General features: G+C 51.0%; 18 protein-coding genes and 1 pseudogene. 5 read left to right on the top strand and 14 right to left on the bottom strand.

The genetic code is table 11. The features are described 5' to 3' along the window. Positions 1-43 precede the first annotated feature (43 nt). Complete coding sequence (locus EFB02_RS07630) at positions 44-2,368, top strand: BCCT family transporter (RefSeq protein WP_200831576.1); 2,325 nt, start codon at positions 44-46, stop codon at positions 2,366-2,368. A 120-nt stretch (positions 2,369-2,488) separates the two neighbouring features. Here EFB02_RS07630 and EFB02_RS07625 read toward each other — a convergent pair whose 3' ends face one another. Then, positions 2,489-3,376 carry a hypothetical protein gene (locus tag EFB02_RS07625; protein ID WP_122820984.1) on the bottom strand — a complete coding sequence of 296 codons (888 nt, stop codon included), beginning with the start codon at positions 3,374-3,376 and terminating at the stop codon, positions 2,489-2,491. Positions 3,377-3,511: 135 nt separating this feature from the next. On the opposite strand from EFB02_RS07625, the gene EFB02_RS07620 reads away from it, so the two are divergent. Continuing rightward, positions 3,512-4,216: a DUF4191 family protein gene (locus EFB02_RS07620; RefSeq protein ID WP_122820983.1), complete on the top strand. Its 705-nt coding sequence runs from the start codon at positions 3,512-3,514 to the stop codon at positions 4,214-4,216. 54 nt (positions 4,217-4,270) lie between these two features. Here the strand turns inward: EFB02_RS07620 and EFB02_RS07615 are convergent, their stop codons facing one another. From EFB02_RS07615 to glgA, 5 genes are all read right to left on the bottom strand, one after another. Next, positions 4,271-4,978 carry a histidine phosphatase family protein gene (locus EFB02_RS07615; protein ID WP_122820982.1) on the bottom strand — a complete coding sequence of 236 codons (708 nt, stop codon included), beginning with the start codon at positions 4,976-4,978 and terminating at the stop codon, positions 4,271-4,273. 12 nt (positions 4,979-4,990) lie between these two features. Further along, positions 4,991-8,125 carry a bifunctional [glutamine synthetase] adenylyltransferase/[glutamine synthetase]-adenylyl-L-tyrosine phosphorylase gene (locus EFB02_RS07610; RefSeq protein ID WP_122820981.1) on the bottom strand — a complete coding sequence of 1,045 codons (3,135 nt, stop codon included), beginning with the start codon at positions 8,123-8,125 and terminating at the stop codon, positions 4,991-4,993. 2 nt (positions 8,126-8,127) lie between these two features. Next, entirely contained in the window at positions 8,128-9,465 is a 1,338-nt protein-coding gene (locus EFB02_RS07605; RefSeq protein ID WP_122820980.1) for a glutamine synthetase family protein, read from the bottom strand. A gap of 61 nt (positions 9,466-9,526) precedes the next feature. Next, entirely contained in the window at positions 9,527-10,315 is a 789-nt protein-coding gene (locus EFB02_RS07600) for an ABC transporter ATP-binding protein (protein WP_122820979.1), read from the bottom strand. 107 nt (positions 10,316-10,422) lie between these two features. Then, on the bottom strand, positions 10,423-11,628 hold the full coding sequence (gene glgA / locus EFB02_RS07595; RefSeq protein ID WP_122820978.1) for a glycogen synthase: 1,206 nt from the start codon (positions 11,626-11,628) through the stop codon (positions 10,423-10,425). Positions 11,629-11,815: 187 nt separating this feature from the next. On the opposite strand from glgA, the gene EFB02_RS07590 reads away from it, so the two are divergent. Next, complete coding sequence (locus EFB02_RS07590; protein WP_122821057.1) at positions 11,816-13,051, top strand: glucose-1-phosphate adenylyltransferase; 1,236 nt, start codon at positions 11,816-11,818, stop codon at positions 13,049-13,051. A gap of 182 nt (positions 13,052-13,233) precedes the next feature. On the opposite strand, the gene EFB02_RS07585 is transcribed toward EFB02_RS07590, so the two are convergent. After that, positions 13,234-13,722 carry a SixA phosphatase family protein gene (locus EFB02_RS07585; protein WP_122820977.1) on the bottom strand — a complete coding sequence of 163 codons (489 nt, stop codon included), beginning with the start codon at positions 13,720-13,722 and terminating at the stop codon, positions 13,234-13,236. A 51-nt stretch (positions 13,723-13,773) separates the two neighbouring features. On the opposite strand from EFB02_RS07585, the gene EFB02_RS07580 reads away from it, so the two are divergent. Further along, complete coding sequence (locus tag EFB02_RS07580) at positions 13,774-14,001, top strand: hypothetical protein (protein WP_122820976.1); 228 nt, start codon at positions 13,774-13,776, stop codon at positions 13,999-14,001. Between the two features lie 52 nt (positions 14,002-14,053). Here EFB02_RS07580 and EFB02_RS07575 read toward each other — a convergent pair whose 3' ends face one another. After that, a complete protein-coding gene (locus EFB02_RS07575) occupies positions 14,054-15,718 on the bottom strand; it encodes an ABC-F family ATP-binding cassette domain-containing protein (RefSeq protein WP_122820975.1) in 1,665 nt (554 codons plus the stop codon). 496 nt (positions 15,719-16,214) lie between these two features. Between EFB02_RS07575 and EFB02_RS07570 the strand changes: the two genes are divergently transcribed. Then, a complete protein-coding gene (locus EFB02_RS07570; RefSeq protein WP_122820974.1) occupies positions 16,215-17,003 on the top strand; it encodes an HAD-IIA family hydrolase in 789 nt (262 codons plus the stop codon). Between the two features lie 71 nt (positions 17,004-17,074). On the opposite strand, the gene EFB02_RS07565 is transcribed toward EFB02_RS07570, so the two are convergent. From EFB02_RS07565 to EFB02_RS07540, 6 genes and pseudogenes are all read right to left on the bottom strand, one after another. Further along, entirely contained in the window at positions 17,075-18,370 is a 1,296-nt protein-coding gene (locus tag EFB02_RS07565) for a MurT ligase domain-containing protein (protein ID WP_122820973.1), read from the bottom strand. Between the two features lie 73 nt (positions 18,371-18,443). Further along, positions 18,444-19,442, bottom strand: coding sequence for an ornithine carbamoyltransferase (argF, locus tag EFB02_RS07560; protein WP_122820972.1), 999 nt, complete (start codon positions 19,440-19,442; stop codon positions 18,444-18,446). A 50-nt stretch (positions 19,443-19,492) separates the two neighbouring features. After that, complete coding sequence (locus tag EFB02_RS07555) at positions 19,493-20,722, bottom strand: arginine deiminase (protein ID WP_122820971.1); 1,230 nt, start codon at positions 20,720-20,722, stop codon at positions 19,493-19,495. A gap of 43 nt (positions 20,723-20,765) precedes the next feature. Then, positions 20,766-21,137 (bottom strand): annotated as a pseudogene (locus EFB02_RS07550) (metal-sulfur cluster assembly factor); the annotation flags it as partial. Between the two features lie 175 nt (positions 21,138-21,312). Next, positions 21,313-21,774, bottom strand: coding sequence for a Fe-S cluster assembly sulfur transfer protein SufU (gene sufU, locus EFB02_RS07545; RefSeq protein ID WP_122820969.1), 462 nt, complete (start codon positions 21,772-21,774; stop codon positions 21,313-21,315). Beyond that, positions 21,774-23,042: a SufS family cysteine desulfurase gene (locus EFB02_RS07540; RefSeq protein ID WP_122820968.1), complete on the bottom strand. Its 1,269-nt coding sequence runs from the start codon at positions 23,040-23,042 to the stop codon at positions 21,774-21,776. The genes sufU and EFB02_RS07540 overlap by 1 nt, the downstream gene beginning before the upstream one ends. Between the last annotated feature and the right edge of the window lie 35 nt (positions 23,043-23,077).

The raw sequence follows: 23,077 nt of genomic DNA, 5'->3' as shown, positions 1-23,077 counted from the left end.
TTCCCTAAGAAGATGACAACATAACTAAGTATCGCGAATAAGTATGACGAAAAAAGAGCAGCACGAACCAATTACCCCAGAACAGGACCTTCCCCAGAGAGCTGGATTTAACCAGGGCAGACGCCGTGGACGTGGTGAAGAGTTACGCATCCTTTTAGAAAAATATGATCGCCGGCTTTCCCACCTTGAGCAGAAAGATCCTCAACAAGCAAAAATTGTTGCTTCCCGCACCCAACATTTAAGACAAGCCTTGGCCGACAAGGTTTCAGCTGAGCTAGGAAAATCAGAAGAAAGTACCGCCAGAACCGCAGCCGCGTACGTAAGCAACCAGAACAGTAATCATCACACAGCACAAACCAGTACCCCACCTGAAGCTAGCGCCTGGCGGCGAGGAACCCGGATTGCCCGGGAACAAACCCAACATTTTCTCCACAAAGTACCTTATCCACACGGTATGCACCCGGGACTAGTACGCGGAATCGCGATTGATGAACAAATCATCAAATATCGCACTGATAAGGTGGTGTTCTTGTGTACCGGGGCATTAGTGCTAGCTTTCATCCTGTGGGGGCTGATATCAACTGATTCCTTACGCACAGTTTCTGATGTGGCACTGCAGTGGGTAGTAGATAATACCGGTTGGCTCTTTTCTATCCTAGCGGCAGTGATTTTATTATTCATGCTGTTCGTTGGGATGTCTCGCTATGGGAACATCCCTCTAGGACGCGATAACGAGGAACCCGAGTATTCGTATGGCTCTTGGATAGCCATGATGTTTAGTGCCGGTATGGGAATTGGTCTGCTATTTTTCGGTCCCTACGAGCCAATGATCTATTTCACTACCCCCGCTCCTCACTCCAGTGCGAATGCGGGCACCTATCAGGCTCTAAATGATGCCATGTCGCAAACTATGCTGCATTGGGGATTAAATGCTTGGGCAATCTATGCCCTGGTGGGGTGCGCAATCGCCTACGGTACCTACCGACGGGGACGAGTTCCCCTAATTTCCTCGATTTTCTCACCCCTACTAGGACACAAATTCTCCCAGGGCGGGGTGGGACAAGTGATCGATATGCTAGCGATTACCGCTACCCTGTTCGGCACCTGTGCCTCCTTGGGGATGGGCGCTCTACAGATTACCCGCGGTATCGAATTAGTTTCTGGGATTGGCAAAATCGGTAATGTCGGCTTAATAAGCATTATTTCCCTCCTAACCGCAGCCTTTATTGCATCAGCCGTTTCCGGAATTTCCCGTGGGATCCGGCTGTTATCCAATATCAACATGGCATTAGCTTTTTGCTTAATGGCCTTTATTTTCTTTGCCGGCCCCACGGTGTTCATTTTGAACCTGATTCCCTCCACTTTGATGAACTATCTTTCTGACCTATTCGGTTTGTTAGCGACCTCCCCCTCATATGGACCACAGGCCGCTCAATTTGCATCTACTTGGACGGTGTTCTACTGGGCTTGGTGGATTTCCTGGTCACCATTCGTGGGATTATTTATCGCTCGAATTTCTAGAGGGCGCACACTACGCCAATTCGTTACTGGAGTTTTACTGGCTCCCACCTTGGTTTGCCTGATCTCATTTTGCATCTATGGGGGAACCACCATGTATCTGCAGATTCACGGCGCGGATATGCCCTTGCAGGAGGGTGCAGAAGTTATGCTATTCGCCCTGCTACAAGAACTACCATTAACAAAAATCACTTCCCTGATAGCCATGTTCTGTTTGGCGATTTTCTTTGTTACCTCTGCCGACTCTGCCTCGGTGGTAATGGGTTCCTTATCGCAGCAAGGTAAACCAGTTCCCGACCGGAAAATCACGGTATTTTGGGGACTCTGCCTGGCTGGTATCGCCGTAGTCGGGATGTTAGTAGGCGGTCAAGATGCCCTGCAAGGGATGCAGAATTTGATTATTGTGGCTTCGTTACCTTTCGCGATTATCATAGCGGGGATGATTTTTGCGTTACTACGCGATTTATCTCGCGACCCCTTCACCATCAGGCGTAACTTTGAACGCTCCGCCCTTTCGAAAGCGGTAGTTGGCGGACTTAAACGTTACGGCGATGATTTCAAAATTGTTGTGGTGCCCACTAAATCTGGAGAGGGTGCGGGCGCAGATTTTGATTCCACTGCCCCAGAGGTGACCGATTGGTATCGACGTACCGACACGGAAGGTAATCCCATCGACTATGACTATGCTTCTCAAACCTACCTCGACAAACAGGGGAATCCAGTTTACTGGAATGAAGAAGACGAAAGCTATGAGGATGCCGCAGGTAATCCGGTTCCCTCGGAAAGCGTGGAGGATACCCCTGAGGATGGGGAAACCGAAAAAAAGACTATCGCGGATACTCATAATTAGCTGCTAGGTTTTGTGGTTAAAAGCTGCTAAGCCCCTTGACCTGAGCCAGTGTAACTGCGAACTTACCCGAATCCTATTTGTTTGCGGCTAAGCAAGGAGATACGTTTTCGCGGATAGTTGTTATAAACCAGCTGCCAGTTGCCAGGAACCCGCCGCTAGTAACGCTATCGATATCGCGGGAAGTAGCCGCCGCACCCACAGTTTCCAGGCGGCAGGTGGCGCGGCAAAAATTTCAATATCAGCAGTTTCTGCGACCCCACTGAAATCTCCAGTTTCCTTCTTAACCACTTTGGCTTTTAGCCTTTTCCAGGCGGGTTCAGCTAGAGAAGTTTCAGCTGTATCCGCCGCCGGATCCACTAGTGATTCAGAGGATTGATTTGGCGGGGAATAACCGACCTTTGCCGAGGAGACAGAACCCGGCTTTTCTTGCTCATACTGGGGAGCAAATATTGAAACGGGAGGAGTCAACTTTGGTACTGAAAACGACGGAGTTCTTTTACGCACTGGCAGATTTATTTCGGGATTTTTAGGTTTACCAGCTGCGCGCAGTGGGCGATCAATATCCTTATTTTTTTCTGCGTCCGCAAGGAAAATTTGGTTTACTCCACTTGGAGCTAGCTGGATAGCATTCCTGGCTAAAACCGTGTTATCAAACTTGTTAAGTGATTCTACGAGCGATTTTTTAGGGGAATTAATGTTTTCCTGTCCCCCGTTAGAAAACTCAGCCCTTGCTCTGCGAGCAGCTAGAAGGGACTTTTTTATATTTTTTGAAACTGTTTCATTACCCCGCATATTTGGACGCACTAACCAATTTTTGCCCCGCTCGTCCTTAATCAAATGAGGACAGGGGAAGAAAGTTTTACCGCTAGGCACTATGAGTTGCAGTACCGGCAGTAATTCCGCATTAACTGGAACTGCCACCCAGTTTTCCCCCACTAATTCTTCTATTTTATTCTCGTGATATCCCCGATGGTCTTTAACTGTTGTTAGGGCAGATTTCGTTTCCATAGCTTCAGCCAACTCCCCATTGGTATCGTTGTCACCTTATTTTCCACAGTCGCCAGTTTCGTTTCCCTCTCTTTTTATCTGGGGATAACCTATCAATATACGATTTAGCAACTTTTTCGATAGGCTTAGAACATCATGGCTATACAAAATAACCCGCAGAAGAAAAAACACTGGTGGAACAACCTCGCGGATGTTTACCGCGTAACTAAACGCAGCTATTCCTGGATAGGCTGGGCAATGTTGGCGGCCTTCCTGGCACTACCCCTCATAGTGCTGGTCATCTGCCTCCTGGTTCCCTTCAGTATCGGGCGCACTATCTTTTACGTACTTATTGCAGTTTCCCTGGGGATGCTACTGGCTACTACCCTGCTAACTCGTCTGGCTAATAGTGCCATGTATAAACAGCTAGAGGGCGTTAAAGGCAATGTGTACGCGATTTTGCGTTCCATCAAACGCGGTTGGATTGTTGAGCAAGAACCGGTAGCTATTAACCGGAAACAAGACTTGGTATATCGCCTGGTAGGACGGCCAGGGATTGTTCTTATTTCTGAAGGCCCCAGCTCCCGTGCTGCCGAGCTGCTCAATGACCAAGAACGCAAATGTCACCGGGTTGCTCCGTCAGTACCCATTCATAAGATTCAGTCCGGGCAGGAACAGAATCAGATTCCTATCGGGAAGCTACTGAAAACCATAAACCGGTTGAAAAAAGAGATCGGCAAGGACGAGGTTCCAATTGTGGGACAACGTCTGCAGTCTTTGCAGAATAAGGCCTATCGTCTCCCGGGCGGAGTTGATCCAGCTAAAACTAAAATGAATCGCCGGATGCTCCGCGGAAAGTAGTGAACGCGGCTATCTTTCCCATTGAAATAGCTATTTCAATGGGAAAGTCATCAATTAATTAACTTTTTCATGCGGAGTACCGAGCAGTTTATCTAGCAATGCTTTAGAAGGACGTAACTCGGTTATATTTTCGTCAACTTCCCATTCTCCAACCGGACGTGAAGACCAGATTTTAGCCGCAAAGTTTCCTGGCTCTCCCTCAAAAACTGACAGAGAAGCATTCGAAACCGGCTTAGTAGCGGCCAGAGCAAAAGTAACTTCTGGAGTGTTCATATATGACCAGTAGCGAATGATAGCACCATGAGCCACAATCACCGCACAGCCATCTGTGCCAACTTGATCAGCTGCGGCTGAAACCACGCGGTTAAAACGCGCCAGAGTCTGCGCGCCGCTTTCTCCACCGTCCATTTTCAGCTGGAGATCTCCCTGCATCCAGGCGCCAATGGTGCGCACATATTTTTCAACTGAAGCCATATCTGTAGCCATTTCCAGCTTCCCAGCTTGCACTTCATTAGCATCGGCGCTTTCTATCCGAGTAAGCGCGAAACGCTCTTCTAAAGGTCGAGCGGTCTGCTGGGTACGAATCAGATTCGAGGTCACTATTAGCTGAGGGGCAGGCAGCCCCAGCTTATCCCAGGTTTTTACTGCCGCCCGCGCCTGCCGAATTCCCTCCTGATTAAGCGGGGCACCCGGTTCGGCAGTATCCAGGGCACCAGTAATATTCGCGCTAGTTTGCCCATGACGCATCAAAACCAGTTTCATGTTTCCTCTTTCTTACGATTTGTAAAAAATTCGCTCCATAACTACGCGAGCCCGGCGCGCACGCCGTAGATAATCCTCCCGTAAATCGTTCTCTTTATCTGGAGGATAGCCCAGCAGGCGCGCCAAGGCGTGAGCCGGAGCAGCTGCAGTAGGCAAATAGTCAAGTTTATTACCGCTCATCCGGTTAGTAACCAATACATTTCCGCAACGAATCCGGCATCCCAACATCCAAGCTTTTACCAGGGCATCACGGTCGTTTTCCGAAAGTATTCCCTGCTGGGCAGCCACCTCCAGAGCTTGTAAAGTGCCAGTTACCCGTAAATCTGGGTAGGAAGCTGCTCCTTGCATCTGCAATAATTGAGCGATCCACTCCACATCACTCAGTCCCCCTGGCCCTAGCTTTACGTGCAGGGATGCATCTTGTCCGCCAGGAATTCGCTCGTTTTCCATGCGGGCTTTCAGGAGACGGATTTGCCGGATTCCATCCTCACCAATAGGACGTTGATAACGCAAAGGATCAATCGTTTTGGTAAAGCTCTCTCTCAGATCTCTATCGCCCCAAAAGGCACGAGCTCTCAACAATGCCTGTAGCTCCCAGGGATCCGCCCAACGTTCATAGTAATCACGCAGGGCATCTAGGGAACGTGAAATTACCCCATCTTTACCTTCAGGACGCAGACCATAGTCAACTTTCAAACTGGGAGCTGCCGCTGGCCGGTTCATTTCTTCCTGCAAGCGAGTAGCAAACAGAATTGCAATCCGGGAAGCCTCGGAGGCAGGTAGTTTCATACTAGTCTGTACAGAGGCAGCCGAGGAGATATGTCCCCAGTTCGAAGTAGGAATTTTTTCTAGCAGACCCGGCGCAGACCAAATAGGATCAAGCAGCGGGGAATGCACCACTAAAAGGTCAGCATCGGAAGCATAAGCGGATTCGCGTCCTCCACCCCGCCCCATAGCTACCAGCGCGATGCGCGGTACAGCCTCTTCTTTTGCTGAAATTTCCCGCATTATTACTTGACTGACAGCAGCAATCGTTGCGTCATTAATATCGGTGATTGCTGCCTGGGTTGAAATAGGATCTAAATGGTTGATGACATCTCTTAAGGAGCAGCGCAACAATTCCCGCCCGCGAGCTTGACGAATCAAATCTACTGCGGCACTAGTGTCTCGGTGACGACGAGAAAGCGCCACCATCTCCGTATGAAGCTGATCAAAACTACGAATAGCTAGCTTTTCGTCATCATCTAACCACTGCACTCCTTCCGGCACATGTTCGAGGCGTTCAGCAATATAGGGACTAAGAGACAAGATAGTACATAAGCGGTGAGCCACCCGCGAAGAATCACGTAGTAGACCCATATACCAGTGGGATTTCCCGATGGACTCCGAAAGACGCCGAAAACGTAGCAATCCAGCATCCGGAGAAGGCCCTTCTGCCAGCCACCCCAGCAGCACCGGCAAGATATGGCGCTGGATTTGACTGCGGCGAGATACCCCTGCAGTCAGTGCCGAAATATGCCCGAGAGCTCCGCGAGTATCTCGGTATCCCGCTAACCGGAGGCGATCGGCGGCTGCTTGTGGATTCAAGGCGGCTTCCTCTTTGGAGAGCCCCGCAGTTGCCGGTAACAGGGGTCGATAAAAAATATCTTGTTGCAAGGCGCGGATTTGAGGTTTTAGCTTTTCCCAATAACCGGTGAGTTGCCCGCTCTTACCGAAGCTAGCTTTCCCCAAGGATCTGCCTACTCGACGTTCGTCTTCGGGGCTTTGCGGGAATAGATGAGTGCGCGACATTCGTTGCATTTGCATCCGGTGTTCAACAACCCGTAAGAAACGGTAAGCAGCTGCCAGTTTTCGCGCGGAATCCCGACCAATGTATCCTCCCTGAGAGAGGGCTTCTAAGGCTTGCAATGTGGGGCGTACATGCAAACTTTCATCAGTACGTCCATGCACCATTTGCATCAGCTGCACCGAAAACTCTACATCGCGCAACCCACCTGGCCCCAGTTTCAGTTCCCGGCCGGCTGTCGGGCTGGGGATTGATTCTTCTACCTGGGTACGCATCGCACGAGTATCAGTGAAAAATCCTTCCCGCTCTACTGCAGTCCACACCAAAGGCCATACCGCCCGCATATAGGCTTTACCCACTTGGGAGGAACCGGCAGCAGGTCTGGCCTTCAAAAGTGCCTGAAACTCCCAGGTTTTCGCCCATTTTTGGTAATACTTAGCGTGTGCAGCTACGGTACGACAAGTAGCTCCATCTTGCCCTTCCGGGCGTAGAGCCAAATCTATAGGCCAAAGCGGCATTTCTATTCCCGGCCCGCAACAGGCCTGGGAAATCCCGATTGCAAGACGAGAAGCCACTTTCAGAGTCTCCTCTTCACTGCGACCACAGTTTTCAGCCGGCTCAGCCACATAGATAAGGTCTATATCGCTGTGATAGTTAAGCTCCCCCGCCCCTGTTTTCCCCAGGGCAATCACCGCAAAATCTACTTTGCATCTCGGGTCGTATTTTGCACGCGCAAGGGCAAGGGCACCCTCTAATGTTGCATCGGTGAGGGCGCTAAGCTTTCCAGCCACTACCGAAAAAAAAGCCAGGGGATCAGGATGCAAGGCGTCCTCAGCGAGGATTTGTAGTAGCTGACCGCGGTAGGCACGCCGCAAATCATTTAGGTCGCTTTCTGCCGCTATCCAGGTATCTTCCCGGATCTCTTGGGCGTCAAGGGTCTCTAAAATTTCTTGCCGTACCCGAGCGCGATAACGCTCAATTAAAGCTAGTTCTTGGGAAACTAAATAACGTTCGCCATCCCAATAGACCTCTTGATCTGGTGCTCGCAAATGGGAAAGAATTTGTGGATGGCTAATTAAGTAGTCGCCTGCAAAACGAGAAACTCCACAGATAGCTATCACCAGGGCGCGCTGATGGGGATTCTCCGCCAGATATTTTCCGGTCTCCTCCCCTGCCTCCAAAAGATTCATTAAACACAGTAATACCTGGTCAGGGCAGGCAGAATCTTTCAGCTCCCGCCAAAAGTCTTCATTTTGAACTAACGGTGTAAAAACCGGGCTACTTACCCAGCTTTCAGCCCGCGCGACCTCGGTAACCCCGCTAGCACGCAGGCGGGAAGCTAGAGTAATTTTCCTGGCCATAACTACACCCGCAAGAACTTTGCCAGTTCTCCCCTTGTGATTTGCGCAGAGTATTCACGCCATTCGCACTCTTTATTACGCAGTACATAGGCAAAGACTTCCTCTCCCAACACCTGTGCCATAAACTCTGATTTGCGTAACTCCGAGACGGCTTCTTCCAAGGTTAACGGCAGCGCAGGAATACCCAGGGCTCGGCGTTCCTTATCAGATAGACGCCAAACATCATCCTCGGTTTCTAAAGGTAGCTTCATTTCTCTTTCAATCCCGTCTAGCCCGGCAGCCAACAGCGCCGCGTAAGCTAGATAAGGATTAGCGGCCGGGTCGGTACCCCGATATTCGATACGGGCATCTCCAGCTTTTTCTGGTTTATAGAGCGGCACTCGCACCAGCGCCGAACGATTATTGTGTCCCCAACATATATAGGAGGGCGCCTCCGAACCTCCCCAAAGGCGTTTATATGAGTTGACATGCTGATTTACTACCGCCGCGTATTCACGTGCATGAGCAAGTAACCCGGCGGTAAAGGCCTGACCGGTGGCAGAGAGCTGGTAAATATCGCTAGAGGCATCGTAAAAGGCGTTTTGTTCCCCCTCGAAAAGTGACATATGGGTGTGCATTCCGCTACCGGCCTCACCGGCCATAGGCTTGGGCATAAAAGTGGCCACCATATGATCCTGCATCGCGATCTCTTCAATCAGGATCCGGAAAGTCATAATGTTATCGGAGCCGGTAAGGGCATCGGAGGCACGCAGATCGATTTCATTTTGACCGGGACCGTTTTCGTGATGCGAAAATTCTACCGAGATTCCCATTTCTTCCAGCATCGCCACTGCTCGGCGCCTAAAAGAGTTGTCTCCCCCATTAGGCACGTGGTCAAAATAGGAAGCATTGTCAATAGGACGCAGCGGTTCATCTAAGGAAGTTGGCGGCTCTAATAGGTAAAACTCTATTTCGGGGTGAATGTTAAAGGTAAAACCAAGATCAGCAGCACGCTCTAACTGTCGCTCTAATACCCGACGAGGATCAGAACGGGCAGGCTGCAGATCCGGGGTGTACACATCGCAAAACATCCGTCCAACTTCCGCATCCTCACCCCGCCAGGGCAAAATCTGAAAAGTGGAAGCATCTGGACGCAGCAACATATCGGATTCATATACCCGGGTAAATCCTTCAATCGCGGAACCGTCGAACCCGATCCCCTCATTAAAAGCATCCTCTAGCTCAGCGGGATCAATCGCCACCGACTTCAGGGAGCCAGACACATCGGTAAACCAGAGACGAATGAACTTTACCCCTAGTTCCGCGATTTTTTGTAGTACTTCCTCTTGTGCTGAATCCACGATTTTTCCTTACTGTCTACCGGTTTATGAGGTTTTAAACTGTTAGCTATCACCTGGTTGGCTACTGGGCGTGTGCCCACCAACGTCCATCCTCACTCCGCCCGCACTTGAGCGGAAAACTGAACGCCTCCGTGAGATTTTCACTGGTCAGCACCCGGTCAATCTCGCCGTTAGCCATGATTTTACCTTCTTTCATCAAAGCAGCGCGATTAAAAGAAGCTGGTATTTCTTCTAAATGATGCGTTACCATCACGATTTGCGGAGATTTCGGATCTGAGCTGAGTTCATCGAGGGCGGATAGTAGCAGTTCACGAGCCTGCAGATCCACCCCCGCCACCGGTTCATCCAGAATCAAGATTTCCGGATCCGCCATCAGAGCACGAGCAATCAGTACCCGTTGCCGTTCCCCATCGGACAGAGTAATTAATTTGCGATCCTGTAGGGACACTACCCCAAATAATTCCATGAGGTTAGTTCGGCGCTGATAATCTATATCCTCAAAATCTTGATCACGTCCGCGCACCATAGTGCCATAAGCAGCCGAAAGGATTAAAGCCTTCACGGTTTGTGCGCCCGGAATTACTCGAAGTACCGCCGAGGAACAAAGTCCCACCCGTTCATGTAGTTGTTGAACCGGTACCGTTCCTAATTGTTGCCCTAAGATCTCCGCCTGCCCGCTAGATGGATAGTTACGAGCCGCTAGGATAGCTATCAGAGTGGTTTTTCCCGCTCCATTTGGCCCCAGGATCACCCAGTTTTCTCCAAGTTCGGTTTTGAAGGAAACATCCTGAAGAATAGGGTTTCCTCCACGCAGAAAATTGACATGTTGCAATCGGAGCAGTGTATCCATATTTCCCATCTTAACCAGTGTGACTACAGATAAGTGTCGGGGGCGAGCATCTTCCCCAAAGTGCTCGCCCCCGGCCGCAGCTATTAGGTTTTAACTGCTAATTTTCCTTATAAGAGAGAGTGATACAGTTCCACAGTTTTATCTGCGACTGTCTGCCAAGAGAATTTTTCTTCTACCCGCTTGCGTCCGGCTTTACCCATTTTCTTTGCCAGATCAGGATTTTCAAGCAATGTGGTAATCCGCTCGGCCATATCCCTATGGAATTTATCCGGATTTGTGGGGGTGCCGCTACCATCAGTTAACTGTTCAATCGGTACTAGGTATCCGGTCTCGCCCTCGGCTATGCAATCAGGAATCCCCCCGGTGGCGGTACCTACTACCGGAAGTTCTATCGCCGCGGCCTCCAGATTTACTATCCCCATCGGTTCGTAAATAGAAGGAGTAACAAACACGTGAGCTGCCGACAAAATATTTACTAGCTGGTCATGCGGAAGCATTTCTTCAATCCAAATAATGCCGCTGCGCCGCGCAGAAAGCCCTGCTACCAGTTCTCGGACTTCTTTTTCAATCTCCGGGGTATCCGGAGCCCCGGCACACAGCACTACCTGGGACTCTGTTGGAATCTGCGCAATTGCCTGCAAAAAATGTGGCAGACCTTTTTGTCGGGTTATCCGACCAACAAAAACCACAGTCGGAATATCCGGGTTGATATTGAATTTGGCCATAGTTTGAGCGACCGCTTGCCGGTCGGTAGGTAGCGCCCAATCAGTTAAATCCAGACCGTTATGGATAACATGAACTTTATCTGGATCTATCTGCGGATAGGCTCGTAGAATATCGTTCTTCATCCCATAAGAAACTCCTATTACCGCATCAGCCGCTAAGTAGGCGGTTTCTTCTGCCCAGGATGACAGGTTATACCCACCCCCTAATTGTTCCCGTTTCCAAGGACGCAGCGGTTCTAGAGAGTGAGCGGTAACCACATGCGGGACTTCATAAAGTTTCTTTGCCCAGTGTCCAGCCATATTGGCATACCAAGTGTGAGAATGCACTAAATCTGCCTGATCACAATACTGCGCCATCTGCAGGTCAATCCCCAGGGTACGCAGGGCGGCATTTGCTCCCTTTTGTTCGGCGCAATACTCGTATCCCTTAACCCAAATTTTGTCGCCACTATCTGAGCGCGAACCATCGAAGCAATGCACCCCCACCTCGATTCTTTCCGCTAATACCTTAGCTAACTCGGTGACATGGACACCCGCACCACCATAAACATGGGGTGGATATTCGCGACTTAACAGATCAACACGCATTTGGGGATCCTTTCCTAGACGGCCCTTAAATTTGCTGATATTAATCAGATTAGTGGAATCAATGAGACACGGGGTAGAAACGAGATTCTTTCCGGCAGCTACTGCTCTGCATCGGCTTTAAAAATCCGCTTTGGTTAATAAATCCAAAACCCCACGCCGTACCTCACTACTCACCTATGCTGGTCTTATGGGAAAAAATAATGTACTAGCAATGATTCTGGCCGGCGGCGAAGGCAAACGCCTGATGCCACTTACTTTAGATCGCGCAAAACCTGCTGTTCCCTTTGGGGGAACTTATCGCCTGATTGATTTTGCACTTTCTAATGTGGTCAACTCGGGCTATCTCCGCTCGGTGGTACTAACCCAGTACAAATCCCATTCTCTGGATCGCCATTTGGCAACCACCTGGCGAATGTCAGACTTGCTGGGCAACTATATAGCTCCCGTTCCCGCCCAACAGCGGCGCGGTAAACACTGGTACTTGGGCAGTGCAGATGCGGTCTACCAATCGCTCAACATTGTACGTGATGAAAATCCCGACTACATCTTGATAATCGGGGCAGACAATATCTATCGCATGGATTTTTCCCAAATGGTAGCTGACCATATTAAATCCGGATTACCCTGCACAGTTGCCGGGATTCGGCAACCAATTGAGCTTTCCAGTGCTTTCGGGGTAATTGATCAAACCGGCGGAACCATCAATCGTTTCATCGAAAAGCCAGAAACCTGTGAGGGACTTCCCGATGATCCTGGCAAATTCTTGGCCTCGATGGGTAACTACGTGTTCACTACCAAGGATTTGATAGCCGCTCTGCAAGCGGACGCCAATAATGAAGATTCTAAGCATGATATGGGCGGAGATTTAGTACCTTACTTCGTAAAACACGGTGGGGTTAACTGCTATGACTTCATCGAAAATGAAGTTCCGGGAGCCACTGACCGCGACCGTGACTATTGGCGGGATGTGGGTACCATTGATGCTTTCTACGAGGCTCACCTGGACTTACTGTCGGTATCCCCAGTATTCAACCTCTATAATTTTGACTGGCCAACCTACACGAAACTAGATGCCTGGCTACCTCCCGCGAAGAGCACTTTTAATGACGAAAGCCGCCGCGGTGTTGCTCTGGATTCGATTGTCTCTCCGGGGGTAATCATTTCGGGGGCTAGGGTGGAACGATCTATGCTTTCCCCGATGGTACATCTGCACTCCTTCTCCTCTGTCGATGGCTCGGTGTTGATGAATGGGGTCGATGTGGAACGCTCTGCAGTGATTCATAATGCCATCTTGGATAAGAATGTGCGCGTAGCTGAAGGGGTTAAAATCGGCGTTGATCACGATAAAGACCGCGAACGGGGCTTTACAGTTTCCGAAGGCGGTATCACTGTAGTTCCCAAAGGAACTATCGTCGATCAGTAAGCAACTACTCTCAAAGTTGCCGGGGAGCACTTCCTCTGAAGTTCTCCCTAGGTATTTCCTAGAACCAATGCCCGCTCCCTAATCCGGCTCCACTGTCCGGGAATAGCAGGAAAGTGCAGATCTTAGGCGCATAGTGGCACGTGTGAAAACTTTAGACGATGGAAACCGCCCACGCGCAGATCTTAGGCGCGCAGCGGGGCATGGAAAACCCCTGTTAGTTTCCCACTACCACCGCTAAGAGCATTAAAACCTGGAACTTTAAAAGCAATAGCGGTAGCGGTGGACACCCCATAAGGAAGGCCAGCGTTTTTCGGAGCCAAAAGCTGGGCAGTCATAGAAATAATCGGCTCATGCCCCACTACCAAAATGGCGTTACCGCCGACAGGAGCGTACTCGCTTACTAGCCGCAGTAACTGCTCCGGAGAGCAATGGTATAGCTCGTCCTCTGCCAGTAGCTGCGCATCCGGGTAAGCCCGCCCAAGCTGCTGAGCAGTTTGAGTGGCGCGTGCCGCCGTAGAATGCAATATCAGCTCGACCTCTACACCCTCTTTAACTAATAGCGCCCCCAACTCCCGCGCCTGCCGCACCCCCGCTGAGGTCAAAGGACGGCCGTGGTCACCTCGGCCATAACCAGCCTGCGCGTGGCGCACCAGCGTTAATACGTAGCTCATAGCTCTATCCTAGCTATGCCTCTAGAATGAAAACTAAAGACAAGGAGAGGTATGGCTTTAGCTAGAGGACCAGAAGATAACATCTGTTCGGCACGCGGATGCGAAAACCCGGCAACCAAAGCGGTACTGTGGCGTAACCCTAAGATTCCCCGCCCCGTACATAAAACCTGGCTGACCTGCGATGAACATACCGAGTTTTTACAGCAGTACCTGGCTTATCGCTCTTTTCCCACTAAGGTAGTGCCTTTTAGCGAGGTCGATACGGCAACTTTGGATTAGCCCCGGATTATTCGCTAGCCCCCGCAAAGTTGCGAGTAAGGCCGGCACCTAGCTACGTCAGCTCGACTAAATCTAGGTAGTCATCGCTCCACAAATCTTCGTCCCCATCGGGCAGCAGCAACACCCGTTGCGGATTCAGCGCCTGCACAGCCCCCGGATCGTGTGTCACCAGCACTACTGCCCCCTCGTATTGGTCGAGGGCGTGCAAAATTTCTTCCCGAGACGCCGGATCCAGGTTATTGGTAGGTTCATCTAGCAGCAGCACATTGGCGCCGCTTACTACCAAGGTTGCTAAAGCTAGCCGGGTTTTTTCTCCCCCTGACAGCACGCTGGCGGGTTTAAAAGCATCCTCCCCAGAAAATAGGAACTGTCCCAGGATGTTGCGCACGTGGGTTTCATCCAGGTCGGGAGCTGCCGCAGTCATATTTTCGTAAACCGTTCGGGCAGGATCCAAGGTTTCATGCTCTTGGGCATAGTAGCCCAGCTTGAGACCGTGACCGGGAACGACTTCCCCCGCGTCTGCCGGTTCAATCCCGTTTAAGACTCGTAGCAGTGTGGTTTTACCGGCTCCGTTTTCCCCTAAAACTACCACTTTGCTGCCACGGTCTATTGATAAATCTAGGCCAGAAAATACCTCTAGGCTGCCATAGGATTTCGCGAGACCGCGCGCATTCAGCGGAACCTTTCCGCAAGCTAGCGGAGTAGGAAAGCGCAGGCGGGCAACTTTTTCGGTTTTGGTTTCACTCCCGGCTTCTTTGATCAGTTCTTCAGCTCGGCGCAGCATTTGTTGCGCCGCGACGGCCTTAGTGGCTTTTGCCCGCATTTTTTCGCCTTGCTCGCGCAATGCCTGCGCTTTCGCTAAAGCGTTTTGGCGCTCCCTACGCCGCCGCGCCTCATCTTGGGCGCGCTGCTTCAGGTAGGCATCCCACCCCAGTTTGTATTGATCGATGACCGACCGGGAGGCATCCAGGTACCACACCTGGTTTACGGTGTCTTTTAGCAGCGCTGTAGAGTGCGTTACCATTACGAAACCGCCGGCATAGGTACGCAGGAAATCACGGAGCCAAATGATGGAGTCATGGTCTAAGTGGTTCGTGGGCTCATCTAAAAGCAGTACGTCTGGCTGGGAAAACAGTACCCGCGCCAATTCTACCCGGCGGCGCTGCCCTCCGGAAAGGGTTGCCAGTGGCTGCGTGAGCGCGCCTTGCTCTAGCCCCAGGTTATGGGCAATCTGCATAGCTTCCGAGCGGGCAGCATAACCGCCTAGGCGGGTGAATTCTTCATCTAGGCGGGCATATCTTTCTATCGCCTTCGCCTGGGTTTCCCCACTGGTGGTGGACATTTTTTCTTGGGCGTTCTCGATGGCTCGCAAAGTGCGATCCAAATCCCGTACCGCCATAATCCGGGAGATTCCGTCCTTTTGTTTTACCCCGACCGCCGGGTCTTGTGATAGATACCCTACTGACCCGGAGGAAGTAACTTTGCCTTGAAAATCGATATTGTCGATTAATTCTTGGGCTTCGTCCTCGCTAAGAGAGCCGCTGGAGCGATGTTTACCGAGAGCCACTAGTGCCGCAATTAAGCGCATAGTAGTGGTTTTCCCAGCGCCATTGCGCCCAACTAGGCCGATCCGCATCCCTTTATCGATACGCAAATTAGTGCGGGAAACCAAGAGCCGCTGCCCGATCCGCACTTCTAAATCTTGCGCATTAATCACGGTGTGGATTACTCCTTCCAGTCTCTAAATACCACTCAAGCGGGACAAACGATTGCAGCTTTATTTTCCCCTGCCACAAAATGCCACCACAAATACTCGGTCTGCCGGGGCTACCCTACCGCATTTTTGGATCAGCAAGCCAAATAGTGCCGGTCAATTCCCTGCTCTCGAACCAGACTTTTCCGATCCTCCCTTACGGTGGGGCTTGCCTCCTGCCATCTAGTTTACGCTCGCTAAATCTTCCGCATAATCAAAAGTTATGAGAACCGGAAGCGTGCCCGCAACCGTCGCGTAGTAAAAGACGACACCGTTTCATCTATGCTCACGGACGAGTATGTTTATCAGAAATAAATACCCACATTATGCAAAATCTCGAGGCTGGGGATTAAGGCATAAATAAGTTAAGGCGATTCTCACTTGCCTACACTGGCGAAATATGCGACTAGCAGGACTTTAAAGGCAAGCAATGCTAGCTATCGTCCATTAGGATAGAGGCATGAGCGATATCAATAATTTGCGTAAACCTAAAGCCTGGATGACCGATATGGACGGGGTGCTAGTACACGAATCCCTAGCACTGCCGGGCGCACACGAGTTTATCGAAACTCTAAAAAACAAGAATATTCCGTTCTTAGTACTCACCAATAACTCTATTTTCACTAACCGTGACCTTGCGGCGCGGTTAAAAGCCTCTGGACTGGAAGTTCCCGAGGAACGCATCTGGACTTCCGCTAACGCTACCGCCGACTTTTTAAGCAGCCAGTCGCCTAACTCCACCGCGTTTGTTATCGGGGAAGCCGGTTTGACCACCGCGATTCATGAAACCGGATATGTGATGACCGAAAGTAACCCCGAATTCGTAGTCTTGGGAGAAACCCGCTTCTATGATTTTGTAAATATTACCAAGGCAATCCGTCTAATCGAACAGGGGGCTAAGTTTATTTGTACTAACCCCGACACCACCGGTCCTTCCGAGGACGGCACTCTGCCTGCGGTAGGATCGGTGGCTGCCATGATTACTAAGGCCACCGGACGTAAACCTTATTTCGTAGGTAAACCCAATCCGGTTATGTTCCGCGCTGGACTTAATAAACTGGGAGCTCACTCCGAGGATGCGGCGATGGTAGGTGACCGCATGGATACTGATATTCATGCGGGGGTAGAAAGCGGTATGGACTCCTACCTGGTATTATCCGGCTCAACTTCCCGCGAGGATATTCAGAAGTTCCCCTATCGCCCCAAGGCTGTGTTTGAGGGAATCGGGGATTTACTTCCGCTACTTTAAAACTGATTCTTTGTATACAGAGGGGGCGGGTAGCTGAGCTACCCGCCCCCTCTACATCGCTTATCAGCTACTTATTTAATCTGCCCTTTAGACTCTAGTTCTGCCCGCAAATCCTGGAATGCCGTGTAGTTAGCTAAAATATCGATTTCCCCGCTACCAAACAGACTGATAGCACGGTAGGCGTTATTTTCAACTTCGCAGGCTATCCCTTGCTTTTCCAAACATGCTTGCACCTTGTCGGCACATTCTCCGGACACAATAACCTTCGGGGTATCGCAAAGGGGCGTGAAATCAATATCTTCCACCCAAGAGGGGTCGGTTCCATCACCGATACGGGCATTGACCGCTAAAATCGCTCCCGCTGCCCCGGTGTGACGCATGGTTAGGGCTTCTCGCCATCCAGCGGGGTTCTTGGCCAAAAGCAAATGTCCTTTAACCTGCCCCACCTGGCAGGAGGCATAGCGTCCCGCAACTTCAGTAACTAGAGGAATCCCCTGGGCGGCAGCTGCAAGCGGCGCTCCCAACACGTTTGCTGCCGCCAAAGCCATGAGTGCATTACCCCGGTTTACCATTCCCGGTAGATTAACCACTACCGATTGCTTACCTTGTGGCGCAGAAACTTCCATAGCGCTACCCGCCATTACTGCTTCGCCCGCGCCAAAACCTGATTCCTCTACCTGGTAGCTCCAAGCCGGCTGCGGGCGGCGGAAAGTCGGTTCGCCAGTAGAAAACCAGTCCTCGCCCTCGCGTTTAATTTCTTTACCCGAACGTGGGCAGACCAGGGAGTCGTCAATCCAACGAGTACCGACACTCACCCACACCTTTTCTTTCCCGTCCCAGGCTGCTGAAGTAACCATCGGATCATCACAATTAGCTACTACCGTAGCCTGCGGGCTGATTGCTACTGCCTGCCTTAAACGTTCTTCCACGTGTCCGACCGCACCCACCCGATCTAGCTGGTCACGAGAAAGATTCAGATACAACAACACCTGAGGTTTTACTTCCGCTGCCACCAGCGGAACATGCATTTCATCAACTTCTAAAACCACGTAGGGAGCCGAAATATTATCCATCATCGCGGCGATTACCCCATTTTCCATATTGTCGCCGCCACGATTGGTTGCCACTGATTTACCTGTCTGTTGCAGGGCATTCACTAGCATTTTTGTAGTGGTAGATTTCCCATTAGTGCCGGTAACCAAAGCTACCTTTTTCCCGGCAGCCAGTCGGCTCATAATATCGGGACAAATTTTTTGTGCCACTCGCCCCCCGATCATTCCCCCAGAGCCTTTCCCCAGGGTACGGGAGGTAAGAGCGGCAATTTTCCCAGCAGTAACTGCTATATATCCTTTCAATCCAAAATTCATGGTTAAAGACTACAAGAATTTTTTCTCGGTACCGCTACGGCAAGCTAGTGAGATTCTTTACGAATTTCTTTACCTACAGATTACCTAAAGTGGCCACCATCACCGCTTTAATAGTGTGCATGCGGTTTTCTGCTTGATCAAACACAATTGAGCGTTCCCCCCGGAACACCTCATCGGTCACTTCCAGGGCATCTAAACCAGTCTTTTGGTAGATATCCTCTCCCACAGTAGTGGCACGGTCATGGAAAGCCGGCAAGCAGTGCAAGAATTTTGCCTGCGGTCCCGCTGCCTCCATTAGCTGCGCATTCACCTGATAGGGCAATAGCAGCTTAATCCGCTCGTCCCAGACTTCTTTCGGCTCTCCCATCGAGACCCAAACATCGGTATACAAGAAGTCGGCGTCTTTGACCCCGGCAGCCGAGTCATCGGTATGGGTGATTTTTGCGCCGGTCTGAGCCGCAATTTCATGAGCTTTATCAATCCAGCACTGTTCATTCCACAGCTGTTTCGGTCCGATAATCCGCACATCCATACCCATCATCGCCCCGGAAATCAGTAGCGAATTCGACATGTTATTGCGGGCATCACCCAGGTAAGCAAAAGAAATATCGCGCAAGTCTCGCCCAGAATGCTCCATCATAGTTAGCTGGTCGCAAAGCATTTGAGTGGGATGCCACTCGTCAGTGAGTCCATTCCAAACCGGCACCCCAGACAGACGCGCCAAAGTCTCTACATCCTCTTGACGACGTCCTCGGAACTCAATCCCGTCATAGAAACGTCCCAGTACTTGCGCGGTGTCCGCCATAGATTCCTTATGCCCAATCTGAGAGGCGACCGGGTCTAAAAAGGTTACGTGTGCGCCCTGATCATAGGCAGCTACTTCAAAAGAACAGCGAGTGCGAGTAGAAGTTTTTTCAAAAATCAGGGCAATATTTTTCCCTTTTAGATAAGGCTGTTCAGTTCCAGCGTATTTGGCTGCTTTTAACTGCGCCGCCAAATCCAGTAGGTACCGCCACTCTTCGGCGGTGAAATCGAGTTCCTTAAGAAAATGGCGACCAGATAGTAATGCCACAGTTTAACCTTTCTTTTTATTTCTTTCCCCTGCCTCACCGGGGTTTAAAGCTAGTTTCCGATAGCCTCGCGCTCGAGGGGACAAGTCATACACCGGGGCCCGCCGCGCCCGCGCCCCAGTTCCGCACTGGGAACTTCGAGAACCTTGATTCCTTGCGAACGTAAGTAATCAATGGTCTGCCAGTTACGATCATAGGAAGTGACCACGTTTTCTCGCAGTGCCAGCAGATTACAGGCGTCATTCCACTGTCCCCGTTCGGCTCCACTATCCGTTTGCGGAGTCTGCAGGATATTTACCGATGTTACCCCGCTGGCCTGTGCCAAGACCTGATGCATTTGTTCTGCGGGATAGTGGCGCCAGGTAATCTGCCCTTCCGCGTTCCGGCGAGCGATAACGCTGGGCAGCATCCCCAAATTCTTGTATTTATAGAAGGTATCCCGGTTTATCATGGTTAGTACGGTATCTAGATGCATTTGCGCACGCACCATCGGCATGATCAGGCCGGTAACCATTTCTACGGATGAGGACGAATCCATTAAAAGACGAGCCGCCAAGCGTTCAAAACCGGCTGGGCTGGTGCGTTCCCCCATCCCTACCAGCACCGAAGTTGGAGACAGTATTTCCACGTCTCCACCCTCGCAAGCTGCCGGACTATCAGCCATCCCGGCACCAAACTGGGTAACATTGTCGCTGAATTCCGGGTGAAACTGGTAGATAGCCTGCAGGTTCAGGGTTTCACGGCGGCGTGCATTCTTTTTCATAGCCGAGACCATTACTCCCTTTCCGATCCAGGCGGAAGTGTCCCGGGTAAATAGGTGGTTAGGCAGAGAATCCAAGATTAAGTCCTCTTCGCCTACACGTGCCAAAACTGCCGAAGCAACTGCCCCTAGCTCTTTTTCGATTTCGGCTCGGGTAAGTCCCCCAATAAAAATTTTAGCTAGAGTATTGCTATCTTGCCCCAGCAAATATTCTTTCAGTGGAGCGCTAAGTGCCACCCCAAAATAACGCTCATCAATAGTGCGTTCCAGTAGCCATTTTCGCGCCGATTCCAAATCCAAAGTCTCGGCTAAAAGATCTTGTAGGTACACCACCTCGGCACCTTGAGAAGTAAGGGTAGCACTGAAATTATCGTGATCTTCCCGTGCCTTCTCTAGCCACAAAATATCGTCAAACAGTAAATCTTCACGATTAGAGGGAGTCAGGCGGTCAAGTTCTTTTCCAGGGCGGTGTACCAAAACCTTTTTAAGTTTCCCAACCTCTGACCAGACTCCCCGCACCATGGTTTTCCCCTTGCTAGCTTTTCTGCAAGTCTATTTTATCCCATTAAACGTTAAAGCCCAGAGCCCGTAGTTGTTCGCGCCCTTCCTCTGTAATCCGATCCGGTCCCCAGGGCGGCATCCACACCCAGTTAATAGCTACACTGGTCGCCATAGAGCTCAATACCCAGCGAGTTTGTTCTTCCAACATATCGGTGAGCGGGCAAGCTGCGGAAGTCAGCGTCATCTCTAGAGTTACTATTCCGTCAGCTTGGATTTCTACCCCATAGACCAACCCCAAATCCACAATGTTAATTCCCAATTCCGGGTCGATAACATCCTTTAGAGCTTCGAATACGTCCTCTTTAGTCACTTGCGTTTCCGAGGGGGTAAGCGCTGAGGAAGGTTCAGAAAAGGTTTGGGTAGCTGGCCGTTTTTCCCGGTTCTCCTGCGGGGAATCAGCGTTTAGTGCTGCATTATGCGGGCGTGAATCCCGGGAACCTGCGGCATGATTATGTACCTTCGAAGGTTGATAAGGACCGGCATTTTCATTACCAGCTGCCACTTCCTGAAAGCGCTGGGGCACCTCAGCAGTATTTTCCCAGGGACGTTCTTCACTCATTTTCTTGCCTCGCTTGCGTTTTGGCGATTGATTCTCTCAGTGCCATCCACCCTAACAGGGCACATTTTACCCGATTGGGAAACTTGGAGGTTCCCTGTAGGCTGGCCGCATCTTCCAGAGGATCGAGTACCTCATCGGGAACTTCTTGCCCCCGCGAATGCATCATTTGGTCAAAATCATGCCACAGCTGTTCAATTTCTGCCAAAGATTTTCCCGCCACTAGATCATTCATCATCGACAGGGAAGCCTGAGAGATAGAACATCCTTGCCCTTGCCAAGCCAAGTGGGTGAGTTTATCCCCTTTCAACTCCACATCTAAAGTTACCTCATCACCGCAGGTGGGATTAACTTGATAGGAGGAGGTGTCCGAACTGTCCACCTGACCGCTACCATGCTTTTCCGCGGCATGATCCATAATCACCTGCTGATATAGCTGGTCAATAGCTGAAACCATTACTTCCCCCTCAAAAAGAAACCACGCACTACTTCTAACCCTTCAACTAGGCGGTCGATATCGTCACGTGAAGAAGTCAGGGATAGCGATGCCCGGCAAGATGCCCGCAAACCATAATGGGCATGCAGTGGAAGAGCACAGTGATGCCCCACCCTAATCGCCACGTCCTCGGCATCTAGTACCTGACCAACGTCGTGGGGATGGATCCCCGCAAAATCAAAAGCCACCAGTCCTACCCGCTCCCGGTAATCATCCGGTCCGAGCACCCGCAGACCTTTCACGGTGGCCAAGCCTGCTAGTAGGTATTGCGTCAAAGCCTGTTCATGCCGATGGATCCGTTCCATACCCACTTCCTGTAGGTAATCTAGTGCCACCGCCCAGCCATGAATCTGGGCGACCGGCTGCGAACCGGCTTCGAATCGCTCTGGACAGGGTTGGAAAGTAGTTTTTTCCATGGTGACATCGGCAATCATGGAACCGCCGGCCAAGCAAGGCGGCAGTTGCTCTAATAATTCCCGACGACCATACAAGGCTCCAATACCGGTAGGCCCAGCCATTTTATGTCCGGAGAAGCAAGCAAAATCTGCGTCTATAGCTTTAATATCTAGCGGCAGGTGGGCACTAGATTGGCAGGTGTCAAGTACTACCCAAGCTCCCACCGAGTGAGCCGCCCTGATAATAGGAGCAATATTGGTAATCGCCCCAGAAACGTTAGAGGCGTGAGTTATCGCCACTATCTTGGTGTTGGGGGTAATCGCATCCAGGGTTTCCAGGTCAATCCGCCCCGCGGGATCTAGATCCAGATAGGCGAACTCGCACCCGGTGCGCTGGGCGAGCAATTGCCAGGGAACCAGGTTGGCGTGATGCTCAGCCCGGGTAGTGACTACCCGATCGCCCTTACCAATGAGCGGAGCCCCGCCAGAAATCCCCGGATTAGATAGGGCGTAAGCCACCAGGTTTAGCGCCTCAGTCGCGTTCTTGGTCCACACAATTTCTTCCGGTGATGCCCCGATGAAAGTGGCGAGCTTTAAGCGCGCGTCCTCAAAATACTGGCTAGACTCGTCAGCCAGCAAATGCGTACCCCGGTGGACTGCCCCATTAGATTTCTCATAAAAGGAGCTTTCAGCATCAATAACGCAACGTGGTTTTTGAGAGGTGGCCGCGGCGTCTAAATAAACAATCGGTTTCCCTCCCCGTCCGACACGGGAAAGAATCGGAAAATCAGCGCGTAGGCGCGTTAGCTCCCTCTCGGAAAATGGCGAATCCAATAGCTCTTCCTCTCAAAACCCCAAAACTTCCTGGG

Origin of the sequence: Varibaculum vaginae (assembly GCF_900604285.1) — a bacterium.
Classification (GTDB): Bacteria; Actinomycetota; Actinomycetes; order Actinomycetales; family Actinomycetaceae; genus Varibaculum; species Varibaculum vaginae.
Note: the sequence above shows the minus strand (reverse complement) of the source record. Positions and strands in the feature narration are given on the sequence as shown.

Excerpts from the sequence above, each read along its gene's own strand:
- EFB02_RS07630 (WP_200831576.1), top strand. The coding sequence starts at position 44 with ATGACGAAAAAAGAGCAGCACGAACCAATTACCCCAGAACAGGACCTT.
- EFB02_RS07625 (WP_122820984.1), bottom strand. The coding sequence starts at position 3,376 with ATGGAAACGAAATCTGCCCTAACAACAGTTAAAGACCATCGGGGATAT.
- EFB02_RS07620 (WP_122820983.1), top strand. The coding sequence starts at position 3,512 with ATGGCTATACAAAATAACCCGCAGAAGAAAAAACACTGGTGGAACAAC.
- EFB02_RS07615 (WP_122820982.1), bottom strand. The coding sequence starts at position 4,978 with ATGAAACTGGTTTTGATGCGTCATGGGCAAACTAGCGCGAATATTACT.
- EFB02_RS07610 (WP_122820981.1), bottom strand. The coding sequence starts at position 8,125 with ATGGCCAGGAAAATTACTCTAGCTTCCCGCCTGCGTGCTAGCGGGGTT.
- EFB02_RS07600 (WP_122820979.1), bottom strand. The coding sequence starts at position 10,315 with ATGGATACACTGCTCCGATTGCAACATGTCAATTTTCTGCGTGGAGGA.
- glgA (WP_122820978.1), bottom strand. The coding sequence starts at position 11,628 with ATGCGTGTTGATCTGTTAAGTCGCGAATATCCACCCCATGTTTATGGT.
- EFB02_RS07590 (WP_122821057.1), top strand. The coding sequence starts at position 11,816 with ATGGGAAAAAATAATGTACTAGCAATGATTCTGGCCGGCGGCGAAGGC.
- EFB02_RS07585 (WP_122820977.1), bottom strand. The coding sequence starts at position 13,722 with ATGAGCTACGTATTAACGCTGGTGCGCCACGCGCAGGCTGGTTATGGC.
- EFB02_RS07580 (WP_122820976.1), top strand. The coding sequence starts at position 13,774 with ATGGCTTTAGCTAGAGGACCAGAAGATAACATCTGTTCGGCACGCGGA.
- EFB02_RS07570 (WP_122820974.1), top strand. The coding sequence starts at position 16,215 with ATGAGCGATATCAATAATTTGCGTAAACCTAAAGCCTGGATGACCGAT.
- EFB02_RS07565 (WP_122820973.1), bottom strand. The coding sequence starts at position 18,370 with ATGAATTTTGGATTGAAAGGATATATAGCAGTTACTGCTGGGAAAATT.
- EFB02_RS07555 (WP_122820971.1), bottom strand. The coding sequence starts at position 20,722 with ATGGTGCGGGGAGTCTGGTCAGAGGTTGGGAAACTTAAAAAGGTTTTG.
- sufU (WP_122820969.1), bottom strand. The coding sequence starts at position 21,774 with ATGGTTTCAGCTATTGACCAGCTATATCAGCAGGTGATTATGGATCAT.